The sequence below is a fragment of the Pseudomonas sp. PDM30 genome (assembly GCF_019218985.1).
Classification (GTDB): domain Bacteria; phylum Pseudomonadota; class Gammaproteobacteria; order Pseudomonadales; family Pseudomonadaceae; genus Aquipseudomonas; species Aquipseudomonas jessenii.
This window is the reverse complement of sequence record NZ_JAHUWM010000016.1, coordinates 38,601-54,213: the sequence shown is the minus strand read 5'-3', so window position 1 is coordinate 54,213 and position 15,613 is coordinate 38,601. Positions and strand designations below refer to the sequence as shown.

Sequence of the window (15,613 nt, the reverse complement as noted above, 5' to 3'; positions counted from 1 at the left end):
GGGCCCAAAGCCCCGGGCGTAGGAGAGCAAGCCATGGACCGTCTATCCTTTGCCGTAGAACCGGCGCAACCGGAATGTTCACCGACTCGTTTCACCAGTGAGCAACTGGCCCAGGCCCGAGCCCTGGCCACCAGTTCCGGCGAGCGGATGCTGGACGCCCTGGGGCGGCTGTGCGCACTGGCTCCCATGCCTTTCATTCAATGCCTCGGCGTAACCCTGCACTACCCGGTGCTCGACACCGACAGCCTGTTCAATTCCACGCCGGTGTTCGACCGGGTGACCCTGGCCCAATGCCTCAAGCGCGAATTCACCCTGTTGCGTCACAACGATGCGGTCATCGGTGTTTTCGCCGACCCCTTCGACAGTGCGCGCCTGGCCTGGATCGATGAGTGCCTGCAAGGTGCGCCGCTGTACCTGGTGCATGCCGATGACCTGAAGGCCTATCTGGCGCGTCACGAAGAAAGCTTCCATGCGGTGGAGTCGCTCAACGCCCAGAGCGACGCCGGCGCCGAAACCGATAACCTGCAAAGCCTGTCCCTGACCAGCATCAGCGAAGATTCCAGCGTCGTGGTCAAACTGGTCAACTCGACCCTGTACGACGCGCTGAAAATGCACGCCAGCGACATCCACCTCGGCACCACCGGCAGCGGCCTGGTGATCAAGTACCGGATCGACGGCGTGCTCAACAACATCAGCAAAATCCAGGGCAGCGAGTTCGCCGAGCAAGTGATTTCCCGGGTCAAGGTCATGGCCGAACTGGACATTGGCGAAAAACGCGTGCCCCAGGATGGTCGCTTCAAGATCGGCATCAGCGGCCGTCAGATCGACTTCCGGGTGTCGATCATGCCGAGCATTTTCGGCGAAGACGCGGTGCTGCGGGTACTCGACAAACAGGACCTGGCGGACAAGGTCTGTGGCGTGCAGTTGCAGGCCCTGGGCTTTGAAGAAGAAACCCTGCGCCAGCTGCGCCGGCTGGCCGCCGAACCCTACGGCATGGTGCTGGTGACCGGGCCGACCGGTAGCGGCAAGACCACTACCCTGTACGCGATGATCACCGAGATCAACCACGGCGTGGACAAGATCATCACCATTGAAGACCCGGTGGAATATCAACTGCCGGGCGTGCTGCAGATCCCCGTCAACGAGAAGAAAGGCCTGACCTTCGCCCGGGGCCTGCGCTCGATCCTGCGCCATGACCCGGACAAGATCATGGTCGGTGAAATCCGCGACCCGGACACCGCACAGATCGCCGTGCAATCGGCGCTCACCGGTCACCTTGTGTTCACCACCATTCACGCCAACAACGTGTTCGACGTCATCGGCCGTTTCACCCAGATGGAAATCGATCCCTACAGCCTGGTCTCGGCACTCAATGCCGTACTGGCCCAGCGTTTGATCCGCCTGGTCTGCACCAGTTGCAGCAGCCCCTACAGCCCGACGCAAGAAGAGCTGGAGGTCTCGGGGCTTGATCCGCAAAAGGTCGCTCACTACCGGTTCGTCCACGGCAAGGGCTGCGGGCATTGTCGGGGCACCGGTTATCGCGGGCGTAGCGCAATTGCCGAGTTGCTGCACCTGGACGACGAATTGCGGCAAATGATCGTCGAGCGCCAACCCATTTCGAAAATCAAGGCGCACGCCTGCAAACGTGGCTTGCGCCTGTTGCGCGAGTCGGCGCTGGAGATGGTGGAACAAGGCCGGACGACTCTCGAGGAGATCAATCGTGTCACTTTTATCTCGTGAGCAATTTGTCGCCGTGCTCGGCGCAAGCGGTGTTGGCCTGGGGCAGCGGCAAGGCGCTGCAACCCACTGGCTGGGCAGCGTCGGCTACATTGACGAAGGCTTCCAGGCCTGGACGGTGGCCCTCGATACCCTCGACCGTTTGTTGGCCGAACACACCGTTGCCAGGGCGGAACTGACGGTGGTGATCTCCGGGCACTTCAGCCGCTATTGCCTGGTGCCCTGGAGTGAGCAGATCAGTAGCCCGGCCGAATTGCTCGGCTTCGCCCAACTGTGTTTCGAAGACCTCTACGGTGCCCCGACACAACCCTGGAGCCTGGTACTCTCGGCCGAACCCGCCGGTTACGACCGCATCGCCACCGCGCTGCCACAGGACCTGCTCGAACGCCTGCGCGCCCTGGTCAGGGCTCGCGGTTTGCGCTTGCGTTCGGTGCAGCCGTACCTGATGACGGCGTTCAACCATTTCGACAAAAGCTTTGAGGCCGGGGATTTCCTGTTCGTGGTCGCCGAACCGGTGCGCAGCGTGTTGCTGCTGGCCAGGGAAGGGCGCTGGACCTCGGTGCGATCGGTGGGCAGCAGCGACAGCGATGCGGCGCTGACCGCGTTGATCGGTCGTGAACACCAGTTGCAGGCTTCCAGCAGCGAACGGCCGTTGAATGTCTACCTGCATGCACCGGCGCGCATCGATTCGCCTCCTGACGTGCCTGGTGTGCATCTGCGCACCCTCGAAGAAGACCGGACAACCGTACGCGATTGCCTGTACCTCATGTCTTGGGCGGTGGCCTGACATGCGCCCCCTGATGCTCGACTTTCAGCCGCGCCGCCGTGCAGGCCCCTTGGGCTGGAGCCTGCTGGCCGGTGGCGTGGTGCTGACACTGACCTGCCTGCTGGTGCAACAGCACCTGAGCCACGAAGCCGAACAACAGCAAGGTCATCTGCAAATCACACAGCGAGTGCTCACCGGCGATACCGGCAGCAAGCTCAGCCTGACCCCGGCGCAAATTCGCGAGCAGGCGCATAACCTGGCGGAAATGCGCAAGGTCTCCCAGCAGTTGCGCCGCCCTTGGGAACGCCTGTTCGCCACCCTCGAAGCCATGCCGCGGGACAACATTGCCCTGCTGACCCTGACCCCGGACGCCCGCAAGGGCCAGGTGCGGATCAGCGCCGAGGCGCTGGACCTGGACGCCATGCTCGATTTCCACCGCCGTCTCGAAGCCAGCGACGAGCTGTCCGACGTATCGCTGCTGAGCCACGAAATTGTCGCCAACGTGCCGGAACACCCGGTGCAGTTCAACCTGTCGGCTACCTGGGAGATCGGCGATGCAAATCCATAAATTGATCGTCCACGAATACCTGCAAGGCCTGGGCGTTCCGGGGCTGGCAGGGATGGTCATGCTGGTGCTGGCGCTGAGCTATGGCCTGGTGGGGTTGCTGCCGAACTGGGAGTCGCTGCAAAGCCTCAGCCAGCAAACTCGCGAAGCCACCGAGTACCTGGCCAAGGTCGAAGACGGCAGCGTGGCCGCGCCGGTGGTGCCGCAGCGCCAGCTCGACGATTTTCGCAGCAAGTTGCCGTCCCAGCCCCAGGCCACCGTGGCCATCGACAAGATCTACGCCCTGGCCGCCCAGGAACGCATCACCTTGTCCCGGGGTGAATACTCCCTGGGCGTGGACCCCAAGACCCAGCTGGCCCGTTATCAGATTCTGCTGCCGGTACGTGGCAGCTACCCGCAACTGCGGCGTTTCCTGCACGCCTTGCTCGGCCAGTTGCCGGCGGTGGTGCTCGAGGATGTGGAGCTACAGCGCAAGAATATCGCCGATACCGACCTGACCGGGCGGATCCGCATGACCCTTTACCTGTCGAGGTCATGATGAATACCAAACGAGTGTCGGGTTGGGTGGCGTTCTTCGGTGTAGCGGCTGCGCTCGCCTGGCTCCCCGAATACTTCAATCAGGCCGACGACAGCGACCTTGCGGTGGCCACCGTGGCTACGCCAGCCAAGGGCAAGACCCCTGGCGCATCGACGGCTGCATCGAGCGCCGCTGCGCTGGCGCCGATCAAGGACCTGAGCCCGGCAGGCGACCTGTTCGCCGCCCGCAGCTGGATAGCGGCGCCGGCCCTTGGCACCGTCACTGAACAACCGGTAGTCGTTACTCCTGTGGTGCAAGTCCCCACTGCACCACCGTTGCCCTTCCAGTTTGTCGGCAGGCTGGATGACCGTTCCGATCTGCAGGTGTTTTTGCAGAGCGGCGAAAAAATATACGTCGTGCGCAAAGGGGATGTCATCGACGAAACCTGGCGGATCGAGCGGATTTCCGATAAGGAACTGAGCCTGGTCTACCTGCCTCTGCATTTGGCGCAGACCTTGTCTGTGGGGAGTACGGAATGAACAAATCCCGTTTGCTGATGAGCCTTTGTCTCTGCGCGGGGCTGGCCGCATGCAGTTCGGCGCAGGTTGCCAGGGATGAAGCTTCGGCCCTGATCGAATCGGGCCAATATGAAGCCGGTCTGGCGCGCATCGAAGAGGGATTGCGGGAAAACCCTCGCGATACCGAACTGCACATGGCTCTCAACAGCGGACGGGCCCGCGCCGTGACGGCGCTGCTGACCCAGGCCGACATGGACCGCACCCAGCGTAATTTCGCCGGGGCCCGCATGACTTATAGCCGGGTCTTGAACATCGAACCGAACAACCGTCGTGCCCAGGATTCCCTGCGCCAGCTCGACTACCTGCGCAGCATGGATGAGAAACTCGAACTGGCCCGTGGCGACCTGCGTCGCGGTGACATCTACGGTGCCGACCGCCAGGTCAGACAGATTCTCGAACTGGACCCGAAGAACGAAGGCGCCCTGGAACTGCAAGGCAGCATCCGCCTGGTGCAGAGCCGCAACGTGGTGCAGTACCCACAACTGCGCACGCGCCTTGACCGGCCGGTGACCCTGGAATTTCGCGATGCCAACCTCAAGACCATTTTCGAAGTGCTGTCCCAGGTTGCCGGCCTGAACTTCATCTTCGACAAGGACCTGCGCCCGGACATGAAAGCCACGATCTTCGTACGTGACGTGCGTATCGAAGACGCCGTGGATCTGTTGCTGCAACAGAACCAGCTGCATCAGAAAGTGGTCAATGAAAACACCGTGCTGATCTACCCGGACTCGCCGCAGAAACTCAAGGATTACCAGGAGCTGGTGATGCGCACCTTCTACCTGACCAGCATCGATGCCAACACGGCGTTGAACATGATCAAGACCATGCTCAAGACCCGCGACGTGTTCGTCGATGAGCGCCTCAACACCCTGACCATGCGCGATACCGGTGACGCTGTGCGCATGGCGGAAAAACTCCTGCAATCGCAGGACCAGTCCAACCCGGAAGTGGTGCTGGAAGTGGAAGTGATGGAAGTCGCCCGCCAACGTATTCTCGACCTTGGCCTGCAATGGCCCAACACCTTCGGCGTGGTCAACAGCGATGGGTCGGCGGTGACCCTTCTCGATCAGCTCAAGGGCATCAACTCCGGCCGCATCACGATCTCGCCATCGCCCCAGGCCAAGATCAATGCCCAGGACAAGGACATCAATACCCTGGCCAGCCCCGTGATTCGGGTCAGCAACCGCGAACAGGCGCGCATCCACATCGGTCAGCGCGTGCCGATCATCAGCGCCACCTCGGTGCCTTCGACCCAGGGCCCGGTGATCACCGAAAGCGTGACCTACCTCGACGTCGGTCTGAAGCTCGAAGTGCAGCCCATCGTGCACCTGAACAACGAAGTGGCGATCAAGATCGCGCTGGAAGTCAGTAACGCCACGCCGCTGACACCGACCGCTCAGGGCACCATTCCGGTCCAGGTCGATACCCGCAACGCCCAGACCACCTTGCGTCTGCATGACGGCGAAACCCAGATCCTCGCCGGTCTGGTGCGCGACGACCACGGCGCCACCGGCAACAAGATTCCCGGCCTTGGCGACATTCCCGGCCTGGGTCGCCTGTTCGGCAGCAACAGGGACGACGTCATCAAATCCGAACTGGTGCTGTCGATCACCCCGCGGATCGTGCGCAATCTGCCGTACCAGAGTCCGTCGGACATGGAATTCCCGACCGGTACCGAAACCAGCATGCACATCCAGGCACCGGACCGTTCGATGAGCACCACGGTTCAGGTCAACCCCATGACCGCCCCGATCGCCACCACCGTTACCGTCGGGAAGCCTTGATCATGAACGCCTCGCAACGCGGTTTTACCCTGGTCGAAGTCGTGGTGACGCTCGCCCTGGTCGGCCTGCTGGCCGGCATGGCCGCACCGCTGACCGAGACCGTGGTGCGTCGGGGCAAAGAGCAGGACCTGCGAACCGCGCTGTACCAGATCCGCGATGCCATCGACGCTTACAAACAAGCCTTCGACGCGGGCTACATCGAGAAGTCGCTCGACAGCAGCGGCTACCCGCCGAACCTGCAAGTACTGGTCGAGGGTGTGCGTGACACGCGCAGCGCAAAGGGCGCCAAGTTCTACTTCCTGCGGCGCATCCCCCGTGACCCGCTGGCAGCCGTCAAGCGTGACGACGAGGGCGGCTGGGGCCTGCGTTCCTATGACAGTTCGGCTGAGAACCCGCGCGAGGGCCAGGACGTCTTTGACGTTTACTCCAAGGCCCGCGGCAAGGGCCTCAATGGCATCGCCTACCGAGAGTGGTGAGCATATGCGTCGGCAAAAGGGCTTTACCCTGATTGAACTGATGGTGGTCATGGCAATCATCGCGACCCTGATGACGATCGCCTTGCCACGCTACTTCAGCAGCCTGGAAGCTTCCAAAGAGACCACCTTGCATCAGAGCCTGTCGTCCATGCGCGAGGCGCTGGATCATTACTATGGAGACACCGGGCGTTATCCCGATTCCATCGAACAGCTGGTCGAACTGCGCTACCTGCGCAACCAGCCTCTGGACCCGATTGCCGAGCGCAAGGACACCTGGGTCATAGTCGCGCCACCGGATGGCGTGGCGGGCGGGGTGGCCGATATCAAGAGTGGGGCCAGCGGGAGGGCGCGTGATGGCAGCCTGTATTCCGAGTGGTAAACCTTCGAACCAGGACGGCTTCACCTACTTGGGTGTGCTGTTTCTGGTCGTCGTGCTGGGCATGGGTCTGGCCAGTGCCGGCGAGTTGTGGGCCACCGCTGCGCGCCGAGATCGCGAAAACCAGTTGCTCTGGGTCGGTACGCAATATGCCCAGGCGCTGCGCAGCTATTACCGCAGTTCGCCCGGTATGGCCCAGTATCCGAAAGAACTCAAGGACCTGTTGCAGGACGAGCGTTTCCCGTCGGCCAGGCATCATCTGCGGCAGTTGTACCCGGAGCCGATGACAGGGGGCGAATGGGAGCTGATGCGTGATTTTGACGGGCGGATCAGCGGCGTGTACTGCCCGTCCGAGCAGAAGCCGCTCAAGCAGGAGAATTTTCCCAGCCAGTGGGCGGACTTCAAAGGCATGGCCAGCTACAAGGACTGGCAGTTCGTGGCCGAGAAAGTCTCCTTCGAAGGTACCGACGGGCCGCCGAAAGAACATTCCACCGGGCCCCAGGCATTGCAGCCTTGAACCTTGAACAGCCAACACATTTCCGCCAAATGTACCCGGTCCAATTGTGGGAGCGGGCTTGCTCGCGAAGGCGGCCTGACAGCCGACCTGTCTTTTGTTGACCGTGTACATATCCATTGTTGCGGTAACGGCGGCTGGCGGTTTCGCCCTTACGGCGAGTCCCTTTTGTCAAACGACACAAAAGGAACCAAAAAGTCTCGCCCCTTACGTACGGCCCCTCGCTGAGGCTCGGCGTTCCTTCGCTGCGGTATTCATCCGGGGGCATTGCCCTCCGGTCGGCTTCGCTTCGACCTACATGCAATGAGTTCGACTGCGTCGAACGGCGCTGCGCGCCAATCCCCCGGATAAACACCTCCACTCAGCCTTCCGAGGGGGCGGGTGGATCAAGATCAAAAGCTGCAGGCGAGCTAACGCTCGGCCTGATGAGTGGTGAGAAGCGACGCGGTGGTGCGGGATGCTCTGCTTTTTGCTCTTCTGTGGGAGCGAGCTTGCTCGCGATGGCGGTCTTACAACCAACGATAATCCTTTGGCTCACACCACAGGAATTTGTGGATGTCAGAGGCGGCTGTAGGACCAGGAGTGAGGCTACACCGCCTTGCGTCGTTGCCTACATCTACGCCAGAATCCGCCGGCTTGTGGGCCTTGGACCCTGATTCTATCGTTGCCGGGTCGCTGCAAATTCAGCGATCGGGTTTCGCAGCCCAGGTTAATCAAGGCGCTCAGCGCCACCGTTTCCTTGCAGTTGGCGCTTTTGTTCGCCCACTGTTTTGCGTTATGGCGGCTGTGCGCGGGAGACTTTCGGGTCTGCCGGGTTCCTTGATTCCCGGTCTGCGAACCCGCGTATGGCCGCCACCTTCTTCGTTTCGCAGCGAATTGTGGCGGCTCCATCAATCAAGGAGCTTCGTCATGGTCAAACCCACGCCAAATCCCCCCGAATCAAAAGCCGATACCAGTCAGCGTGCATCAACTCTCCACCTGAAACCTGCCATCCTCAAAAGCATCGCCCCCCACAATCCCAGCACGATGTTCGTCATCGCCCCGAACATCGACACCGAAACCCTGTTGGCCCACGCCTGTGAATCGCTGGCTTCAGCAAGCGTGATGGCGACTGATTTCGCCACGTTTCTGGACGGCCCCCAGCGCAGCATGCTGCTGGGTATCCAGCAGGTAATCATGCTGGCCGACCTGGCAGTCAACCGCGCTCTGGATAACGTTGCCCCATTGGACTAAACACAGAACCTTTGTGGCGAGGGGGCTTGCCCCCGTTGGGCTGCGCACCGGCCCCAAAATCAGGCAATGCGGTTTTTCAGGCTGACCGCGCTGAGTGGATTTGCGACTGCTGCGCAGCCGAACGGGGGCAAGCCCCCTCACCACAGGGGTTGTGTTCGCTTGCACGCTTCAGGCGTTTTCCAGCATCGTGATCAACTGCTCCGGCCACACCGTTTCTCGGGTCTCTTGCAGCTCTGCCACCGACCACCATTTATGGTCAGCCATTACCCGGACTTCGTTAGCCGTCCATCCCTCCCGGGACAGGTGTTCACTGTCGGTACGAACCACGAAATAGCGCTCAACGGACAACACCGTTTCGCCGCTTGGCAGCATCATCGGAAAACTGCGTTCTGCAACGCTCGGCCCCACCGTGTCGATGAGTAAACCCGTCTCTTCAAACAGTTCACGAACCGCCGCAGCCTCGAAGGATTCACCTTGCTCAAGACCTCCACCGGGTGTCGCCCAGTGGCTTTGGCCAGCGAGGGCATCGTTTTTGTGTTGGAAGTGAAACAGCAGAACCTGTTGCGAGGGATTGATCACCAGCAGTCTGGCGGAATTACGTTGGCGCATTTTTTTCTTTCCATAGAGTGCCGCGAACCGCAGCTTTCACTGCGGCTCGCGACGGTAAAGCTCATGCCGGCGTTATTACACCGAAAGGGTTATGCCACCACCCGATAACACGGCACATACGCCGCGCCGCCCGGCAGTTTCATCCGGTGCTGGGCGACGAAGGCTTTGAGCAGCAGGTCCAGCGGTTGCATGATCGCCGCGTCGCCACGGATCTGGTACGGCCCGTGTTCTTCGATCAGGCGGATGCCCTTGTCCTTGACGTTGCCGGCGACGATGCCGGAGAACGCGCGGCGCAGGTTCGCTGCCAGTTCGTGGGACGGCAGGTCGAGGCTCAGTTTCAGGTTGGCCATGTTTTCGTGGGTCGGGTCGAACGGGCGCTGGAAGCCTTCGTCGATTTTCAGCAGCCAGTTGAAGTGAAACGCGTCGTTGCGCTCGCGGCGGAACTGCTTGACCGCCTTGAGACCCTGGGTCATCTGCCGCGCCACTTCGGCCGGGTCATCGATGATGATCTGGTAGTGCTGCTTGGCGGTTTCGCCCAGGGTCGCACCGACGAATGCGTCCAGTTGTTCCAGGTACGGCGCGGCGTGTTTCGGCCCGGTGAGGATGACCGGGAAGGGCAGGCCTTCATTGCCCGGGTGCATCAGGATGCCCAGCAGGTACAGGAACTCTTCGGCCGTACCGGCGCCGCCCGGGAAGATGATGATGCCGTGGCCTACGCGGACGAAGGCTTCCAGGCGTTTTTCGATGTCCGGCAGGATCACCAGTTCGTTGACGATCGGGTTCGGCGCCTCGGCGGCGATGATTCCGGGTTCGGTCAGGCCCAGGTAGCGGCCGCCGTGGATGCGTTGCTTGGCGTGGGCGATGGTGGCGCCTTTCATCGGGCCTTTCATCACGCCGGGGCCGCAACCGGTGCAGATGTCCAGGCTGCGCAGGCCCAGTTCGTGGCCGACTTTCTTGGTGTATTTGTATTCTTCGGTGTTGATCGAGTGCCCGCCCCAGCACACCACGATCTTCGGCTCGACGCCAGGGCGCAGGGTGCGGGCGTTGCGCAGCAGGTGGAAGACGTAATCGCTGATGCCCTGGGAGCTGCTCAGGTCGATGCGTTGGCTGTCGAGTTCGTTTTCGGTGTAGACGATGTCACGCAGGGCGCTGAACAGCATTTCCCGGGTGCTGGCGATCATTTCACCGTCGACGAAGGCGTCGGCCGGGGCGTTCAGCAGTTCCAGGCGCACGCCACGGTCCTGCTGGTGAATGCGGATCTCAAAATCCTTGTAGGCTTCAAGGATGGTCTTGGCGTTGTCGACATGGGCGCCGGTGTTGAGGATGGCCAGGGCGCACTGGCGGAAGAGGGTGTAGGTGCTGCCGGAACCGGCTTCGCTCAGTTGCTGGACTTCCCGTTGCGAGAGTGTTTCCAGGCTGCCTTTGGGACTGACGGAGGCGTTGATAACTTGGCGTTGGGTCATTCAATGATCCTTAAAACGATGTCATTCACACAACAACAACGAATGGCATCCGAATAATGTGTACTCATGAAAGAAGATGGCACGAACTGCGCAGTCTCGCCATGTCCCCGCTTGACGATGAAAAGATGAAAAGGAGCCCCAGCATAGCTAAATCCCGCGCAGAGGCGATAATGGCCCGCAGTCTTTTTGCCTCAGACCCCTTTTTACCATTGAAGCTCAGGAAACCCGACGCAATGTTCGAAATCCAGCCGATGAACGCCGATACCTACCGGCAACAGACCCGGCGCAGCACGGTCATCATTGCCCTGATCTTTCTGGCGCTGGCGATGGTGCTGTCCACGGCGGCGGTGGCTCTGTTCGGCACGCCGGGAGGCGACAATCTGCGCTTCAATGCCGGTGGCGTGTTCGTTGCGGTGCTGGCGATGGCAGCGTTGATGCGCAAGGTGTTCTGGCGCCAGGAATGGATGGCGCCGGCGGTCTACAGTTGGCAACTCAAGCGCAGCCTGATGAGCGTTACCAATGTCATGCATCATGTAACGACGGCCGTGGAAAAGGGCGATCCGGTTGCGATGAAGCTGTTGCGTTTCTACCATTTGGGGTTGAACCAGATGCATCAACTCGATGGCAACTCCAGCGACCACGGCCAGTTACTCCGCGAAATGGATCAGCACAAGGAACGAATGCAAGCGCTGGGCATCGACACCGAACAGACGCGGCTGGATCCGGCGTGGCTGGAGGCGGTAAAGCAGGCGTCGCGCTAACATCATTGCGAGCCTGTATCAGGCATAGTCAGCAAAAGAGGCGATCAGGAAGAATCGCCCTGTCACAGACAATCAGGGAGCAGCATGGTACATCCATCGATCAACGATCATATTGAAATGCTCCGGCCAGCGGTGCCCCGGCTCAAGGTTCGCTCGGCGGTGATCCTGCTGCTCGCAGTGTGCCTGTCGATGGTGGCTATCGTGATCTGGGAAGCCTGGAGCTCGCGCCAGTACTACCTGCATGACAAGGAAGTGACGATGTCCAACCTTGCGCAGACCCTGGCATCGCAAGCGCAGGCAACGATCAAGCAGGCCGACACACTGTTGTTCACCCTGGTCGATCGGCTGGAGCACGAGGGTGTGGATCAATCCCGGCTGCCGGCATTGCTCAATGCCCAGCGCAGTGAGTTGAGTCAGCTCCATGGCGTGTTCGTTTTCGACGAAAAAGGGCAATGGATCGCCAATTCCAACGGCGCCGGCCAAACCGGCGTCAACAATTCCGACCGCGAATACTTCACCTTCCATCGCGATAACCCCAGCCGTGGGCCGCACATCGGGCCGTCGATCAAGAGCCGTTCGAGCGGTGAATGGATCATGACGGTTTCGCGCCGGTTCAATCATCCCGACGGCAGCTTTGCCGGGGTGGCGGTGGCGACGATTTACCTCAGCCATTTCCTGCAGCTCTACGACAGCATCGACATGGGCAGTAACGGCGTGATCAACCTGATTGCCGACAATGCCCGCATTGTCATTCGCAGGCCCTTCAAGGAAGCGGATATCGGTTCCAGCCTCGCCAAGAGCCCGTTGTTCAACGAGTTGTTGCCCAAGGGCGACGCGGGTACGGCCACGCTCAGGTCGATCGTTGACGGTGTCGAGCGGGTGACGGGCTATCGCCGGGTCGAAGGTTATCCGCTGATCGTTTTTACCGCGGTGAACAAGGATGAAGTGCTCGGCAGCTGGCGCAAGGAGACGCTGCTCAGCGCCGGCATCGTCGCGCTGTTGCTGAGTTTTCTCGGGGTACTGGGGTTTCGGCTTATCAAGCTGATGAGGCAGCAGAATATGGTGCAGGTCGAGTTGCTGGACACCCAGGACAAGCTCCTGGAGGTCAATCGCAACCTCGAAGGCCTGGCCCTCAAGGACGCGCTGACGGGGCTGGCCAACCGCCGTCAGCTCGACGCTTTCATCGATGCCGAAATGGGCCGTGCCCGACGCAGCCAGTCCGAATTGGCGCTGTTGATGATTGATGTCGACCATTTCAAACCGTTCAACGACTGCTACGGCCACCTGGCCGGTGACGAGTGTTTGCGCAAGGTCAGTGCGATCATCACGAACAGCATCAAGCGTCCCGGTGACCTGGCCGCCCGCTATGGTGGCGAAGAGTTTGCCGTGGTGCTGCCCGGCAGCGACTACGTGGGGGCATTTCTGGTGGCGGAGAAAATCCGCCGTGCGGTACTGCAGGCCGACATTGCCCACAGTGACAGCCCGGAAGGCATCGTGACCGTCAGTGTCGGCGTCTGTGCCAGCAATGCCGCGTCCCAGGTCCGCCCCGAAGACCTGATTGGTGCGGCAGACAAGGCGCTGTACGTGGCCAAGGCCAGTGGGCGGAACATGAGCGTGATTGCCAACTGAACGTCGGGCTGGTTGAAGATCAGGCAGCCCATCGCTTGATCAACCGAAGATAGATCAGCACGTTGATCAGCAACACCACGGCGCCCAATCCCAACTGAATGCCGGGCGTCAGCCCCGCCGGGTAAATCACCGGCCAAATGTAATGCTCGATGAATCCTCCGCCATAGCCGGTTTGCCCGGCTTCATGGCGCATGCGGTTTTCCCAGTCGGTCAGCGGGCAGGGCAGGTGGAAGAACTCCACCGCCATACCCCACAGCGCGGCCGGCGGGTGCCACCAGATCAGGTGGCGCCATTTGAGCACCAGCAACCCGCCGAACAACACAAACACGATGAACAGCAAGTGAAACAGCATCAGCCCGTCGGCGGCGATTCGGTACAGCATGTCGGTGCCCCTGAAGGCTGAACGAATCGCTCCATGTTACTCGGGCCGCAGGCCGTTGCTCTATCGATTGTCGCGGCCCAATGCGCTGAGCACACCCTTCAAACGCTCGGTCATCGGTTCACTGCTGCGTTGCATGGGCGCGCGCAGTTCGTCACCGATCAAGCCTTGCAGGGCCAGCGCGGTTTTCACCGGGGCCGGGTTGGGCTCCAGGAACAGGCTGTTGATCAGTGGCAGCAAACGGAAAAACGTGGCACGGCCCTCGGCCAATTGGTTGTCGCGGATCTGTCGGTGTAATTGTACGAACAGTTCGGGATGGACATGCGCCGACGCGGCAATCGCACCTTTGGCGCCCAGGCACAGGGCATTGAAGATCTGGTTGTCTTCGCCGCACAGCACGTCGACAAGGCCGCTGTTGAGCAAGGCGAGGGTGTTGGAAAAATTACCGCCGCAATCCTTGATGGCGACGATCCGCTCGTGGGCGACGATGTTGAGCAGGGTCGCCTGTTCGAAGGCCACGCCGGTACGGTATGGGATGTCGTAGAGAATCAGCGGTACGCTGGAGGCATCGGCGACCGTGCGGAAAAACGCTTCGAGGCCGGCCTGGGAAGGGCGGATGTAATACGGTGCCGGCACCAGCAGGCCAGCCACCGGGCGCTTGAGGATCTCGCTCTGGAACTGCAACAACTCGGTCAGGTTGTTACCGGCCAGGCCCATGACCACCTGTTGCGCCGGCACCAGTTCCAGCACCGCATCGAGCACCGCCAGTTGCTCATGCTTGCCCATCGCCGCCGGTTCGCCGGTGGTGCCGCAAACGATGAGTCCGTCGACACCTTTTTCCAGCAGATGGCTGACCAGCCGGCGCAAGCCGACAAAATCGATGGCACCGTTGTGGAACGGTGTGACCAGTGGAACCCAGATACCTTGAAACGCTGACATGCACTTTCTCCTGATGGTTGACCGATTTCGTCACCGTCAGGGGCATGGAAGGAGAGTAAGCAAGGGGAGGGTGGTCCGTCGCGCTCAATGTCCTGTCAGCTCATCTGACGGGACAGCGCGCCCCGGTCACATGAGCGACTGTTTCTTCGATTTGAGGGCGTGCGCAACGCAACCTTGCGCCTTGGCAATCAAGCCAATGACGGAAGAGTCGAGATTGAAGGTTGCGGACATACTTGCTTACACCCTGAGTGAGGCGCTCAGTTTTAAAAGCCGGCGCGCCGTTTGTCAATCACGAAAATCAGCGTACTCGGCGCGCATTCGGCCATTGTGCTTGGCCTTGTACAGCAAATGATCGACCTGTTCGACGAATTCCAGGGCCGTCGCGTGCATCGACGCCAGGGTGGTGCCGACGCCGAGGCTGATACTCAGCAGCTTCGACACGTTCGAGAATTCATGGGGGATCTGCTGCTGGCGAATCAGGTGCAGGCACTTGTGCGCCACCAGCCGCGCTGACTCGGCATCGGTTTCCGGCAGCAGCCAGACAAACTCTTCACCGCCGATCCGCGCAATGAAATCCCGTGGCCGGTTCGCCGCCAGGGACAAGGTTTGCGCAACGCGGCGCAGGCATTCGTCGCCCTTGATGTGGCCGTAATGGTCGTTGTACTGCTTGAAGTAGTCGATATCCAGCACGATCACCGACAATGGCAAGCCGGTGCGCTGGGCATTGTTCCACTCGCGCTCCAGCACGGTGTCGAACATGCGCCGGTTGGCGATGCCGGTCAGGCCGTCCTGGAAGGAATACTCTTCAAGCTGCTTTTGCAGGCGGATCAGGTGCTCTTCGGTTTTCTTGCGCTCGCTGATATCGAACATGAAACCTACCAGCGCCTCGACTTCGCCGTCCTTGCGCACCACATGCACCACATCGCGGATCCAGACGTACTCGCCGCTTTCGGTGAGTGCGCGATAGTCGGCCTCGTGATCGATACCGGCGCGCGATTGCGAGACGCAGAAGTCCATCACGTAGTCGCGGTCATCCGGATGCATGCGCTCGACCCAGTCATTGACCGACGCCCAGCTGTGCTGTTTCCAGCCCAGCAGTTCTTCGATCTGTGGCCCGATGTAGCTGAACGTCATGGTTTTCCAGTCGATGCGCCAGGGAATCGCCCGGGTCGATTCAAGCAGGGTTTTATAAACGTCGCTGTCGGTTTCCACTGAACTCATGAAGGGCCTGCCTCGATGAAAATGCAGGGCCATCATGTTGCTAGCACTTTGGCGAATCAAGCGGGC

Annotated in this window: 17 protein-coding genes; 12 read left to right on the top strand and 5 right to left on the bottom strand. The window is 60.8% G+C overall.

Annotated features, from left to right (window positions below):
- Positions 1-33 precede the first annotated feature (33 nt).
- From KW840_RS27020 to KW840_RS26975, 10 genes are all read left to right on the top strand, one after another.
- Entirely contained in the window at positions 34-1,740 is a 1,707-nt protein-coding gene (locus KW840_RS27020; protein WP_150814697.1) for a GspE/PulE family protein, read from the top strand.
- Complete coding sequence (locus KW840_RS27015) at positions 1,721-2,524, top strand: hypothetical protein (RefSeq protein WP_218498336.1); 804 nt, start codon at positions 1,721-1,723, stop codon at positions 2,522-2,524. The genes KW840_RS27020 and KW840_RS27015 overlap by 20 nt, the downstream gene beginning before the upstream one ends.
- A 1-nt stretch (position 2,525) precedes the next feature.
- Entirely contained in the window at positions 2,526-3,071 is a 546-nt protein-coding gene (locus KW840_RS27010) for a PilN domain-containing protein (RefSeq protein ID WP_057715492.1), read from the top strand.
- Positions 3,058-3,606 (top strand): GspMb/PilO family protein, encoded by a 549-nt coding sequence (locus KW840_RS27005; RefSeq protein ID WP_057715491.1) that lies wholly within the window; start codon positions 3,058-3,060, stop codon positions 3,604-3,606. The genes KW840_RS27010 and KW840_RS27005 overlap by 14 nt, the downstream gene beginning before the upstream one ends.
- Positions 3,606-4,124 (top strand): hypothetical protein, encoded by a 519-nt coding sequence (locus tag KW840_RS27000; protein ID WP_218498335.1) that lies wholly within the window; start codon positions 3,606-3,608, stop codon positions 4,122-4,124. Before KW840_RS27005 ends, KW840_RS27000 begins: the two co-directional genes overlap by 1 nt.
- Positions 4,121-5,947, top strand: a complete 1,827-nt coding sequence (locus tag KW840_RS26995; RefSeq protein WP_090454713.1) for a secretin N-terminal domain-containing protein — start codon at positions 4,121-4,123, stop codon at positions 5,945-5,947. Before KW840_RS27000 ends, KW840_RS26995 begins: the two co-directional genes overlap by 4 nt.
- A 2-nt stretch (positions 5,948-5,949) precedes the next feature.
- Positions 5,950-6,423 carry a type II secretion system protein gene (locus KW840_RS26990; protein WP_090454714.1) on the top strand — a complete coding sequence of 158 codons (474 nt, stop codon included), beginning with the start codon at positions 5,950-5,952 and terminating at the stop codon, positions 6,421-6,423.
- 4 nt (positions 6,424-6,427) lie between these two features.
- Positions 6,428-6,802: a type II secretion system protein gene (locus KW840_RS26985; protein WP_057715487.1), complete on the top strand. Its 375-nt coding sequence runs from the start codon at positions 6,428-6,430 to the stop codon at positions 6,800-6,802.
- Positions 6,777-7,316, top strand: a complete 540-nt coding sequence (locus tag KW840_RS26980; protein WP_218498334.1) for a type II secretion system protein — start codon at positions 6,777-6,779, stop codon at positions 7,314-7,316. Before KW840_RS26985 ends, KW840_RS26980 begins: the two co-directional genes overlap by 26 nt.
- Before the next feature lie 906 nt (positions 7,317-8,222).
- Entirely contained in the window at positions 8,223-8,546 is a 324-nt protein-coding gene (locus tag KW840_RS26975) for a DUF6124 family protein (RefSeq protein ID WP_057715485.1), read from the top strand.
- Positions 8,547-8,714: 168 nt separating this feature from the next.
- Here KW840_RS26975 and KW840_RS26970 read toward each other — a convergent pair whose 3' ends face one another.
- The gene (locus KW840_RS26970; RefSeq protein WP_154862400.1) at positions 8,715-9,155 is read right to left on the bottom strand and encodes an NUDIX hydrolase; all 441 of its coding nucleotides are present in this window, start codon (positions 9,153-9,155) and stop codon (positions 8,715-8,717) included.
- 89 nt (positions 9,156-9,244) lie between these two features.
- Positions 9,245-10,618, bottom strand: a complete 1,374-nt coding sequence (ppnN, locus tag KW840_RS26965; protein WP_057715483.1) for a nucleotide 5'-monophosphate nucleosidase PpnN — start codon at positions 10,616-10,618, stop codon at positions 9,245-9,247.
- A 233-nt stretch (positions 10,619-10,851) separates the two neighbouring features.
- Between ppnN and KW840_RS26960 the strand changes: the two genes are divergently transcribed.
- Together KW840_RS26960 and KW840_RS26955 are read left to right on the top strand one after the other, a co-directional pair.
- A complete protein-coding gene (locus KW840_RS26960) occupies positions 10,852-11,379 on the top strand; it encodes a DUF3087 family protein (RefSeq protein ID WP_218498333.1) in 528 nt (175 codons plus the stop codon).
- 84 nt (positions 11,380-11,463) lie between these two features.
- Positions 11,464-13,008 (top strand): sensor domain-containing diguanylate cyclase, encoded by a 1,545-nt coding sequence (locus KW840_RS26955; protein ID WP_218498332.1) that lies wholly within the window; start codon positions 11,464-11,466, stop codon positions 13,006-13,008.
- 19 nt (positions 13,009-13,027) lie between these two features.
- On the opposite strand, the gene KW840_RS26950 is transcribed toward KW840_RS26955, so the two are convergent.
- The 3 genes from KW840_RS26950 to KW840_RS26940 form a co-directional block, all read right to left on the bottom strand.
- Positions 13,028-13,390 carry a DUF2784 domain-containing protein gene (locus tag KW840_RS26950; RefSeq protein WP_090454727.1) on the bottom strand — a complete coding sequence of 121 codons (363 nt, stop codon included), beginning with the start codon at positions 13,388-13,390 and terminating at the stop codon, positions 13,028-13,030.
- A gap of 60 nt (positions 13,391-13,450) precedes the next feature.
- Entirely contained in the window at positions 13,451-14,326 is an 876-nt protein-coding gene (dapA, locus tag KW840_RS26945) for a 4-hydroxy-tetrahydrodipicolinate synthase (protein WP_218498331.1), read from the bottom strand.
- 285 nt (positions 14,327-14,611) lie between these two features.
- Positions 14,612-15,547, bottom strand: coding sequence for a sensor domain-containing diguanylate cyclase (locus tag KW840_RS26940; protein WP_090457832.1), 936 nt, complete (start codon positions 15,545-15,547; stop codon positions 14,612-14,614).
- Between the last annotated feature and the right edge of the window lie 66 nt (positions 15,548-15,613).

What these genes read in the sequence shown, in the direction of transcription:
- KW840_RS27020 (WP_150814697.1), top strand. Translation starts at nt 34, where the DNA reads ATGGACCGTCTATCCTTTGCCGTAGAACCGGCGCAACCGGAATGTTCA.
- KW840_RS27010 (WP_057715492.1), top strand. Translation starts at nt 2,526, where the DNA reads ATGCGCCCCCTGATGCTCGACTTTCAGCCGCGCCGCCGTGCAGGCCCC.
- KW840_RS27005 (WP_057715491.1), top strand. Translation starts at nt 3,058, where the DNA reads ATGCAAATCCATAAATTGATCGTCCACGAATACCTGCAAGGCCTGGGC.
- KW840_RS27000 (WP_218498335.1), top strand. Translation starts at nt 3,606, where the DNA reads ATGAATACCAAACGAGTGTCGGGTTGGGTGGCGTTCTTCGGTGTAGCG.
- KW840_RS26995 (WP_090454713.1), top strand. Translation starts at nt 4,121, where the DNA reads ATGAACAAATCCCGTTTGCTGATGAGCCTTTGTCTCTGCGCGGGGCTG.
- KW840_RS26990 (WP_090454714.1), top strand. Translation starts at nt 5,950, where the DNA reads ATGAACGCCTCGCAACGCGGTTTTACCCTGGTCGAAGTCGTGGTGACG.
- KW840_RS26985 (WP_057715487.1), top strand. Translation starts at nt 6,428, where the DNA reads ATGCGTCGGCAAAAGGGCTTTACCCTGATTGAACTGATGGTGGTCATG.
- KW840_RS26980 (WP_218498334.1), top strand. Translation starts at nt 6,777, where the DNA reads ATGGCAGCCTGTATTCCGAGTGGTAAACCTTCGAACCAGGACGGCTTC.
- KW840_RS26975 (WP_057715485.1), top strand. Translation starts at nt 8,223, where the DNA reads ATGGTCAAACCCACGCCAAATCCCCCCGAATCAAAAGCCGATACCAGT.
- KW840_RS26970 (WP_154862400.1), bottom strand. Translation starts at nt 9,155, where the DNA reads ATGCGCCAACGTAATTCCGCCAGACTGCTGGTGATCAATCCCTCGCAA.
- ppnN (WP_057715483.1), bottom strand. Translation starts at nt 10,618, where the DNA reads ATGACCCAACGCCAAGTTATCAACGCCTCCGTCAGTCCCAAAGGCAGC.
- KW840_RS26960 (WP_218498333.1), top strand. Translation starts at nt 10,852, where the DNA reads ATGTTCGAAATCCAGCCGATGAACGCCGATACCTACCGGCAACAGACC.
- KW840_RS26955 (WP_218498332.1), top strand. Translation starts at nt 11,464, where the DNA reads ATGGTACATCCATCGATCAACGATCATATTGAAATGCTCCGGCCAGCG.
- KW840_RS26950 (WP_090454727.1), bottom strand. Translation starts at nt 13,390, where the DNA reads ATGCTGTACCGAATCGCCGCCGACGGGCTGATGCTGTTTCACTTGCTG.
- dapA (WP_218498331.1), bottom strand. Translation starts at nt 14,326, where the DNA reads ATGTCAGCGTTTCAAGGTATCTGGGTTCCACTGGTCACACCGTTCCAC.
- KW840_RS26940 (WP_090457832.1), bottom strand. Translation starts at nt 15,547, where the DNA reads ATGAGTTCAGTGGAAACCGACAGCGACGTTTATAAAACCCTGCTTGAA.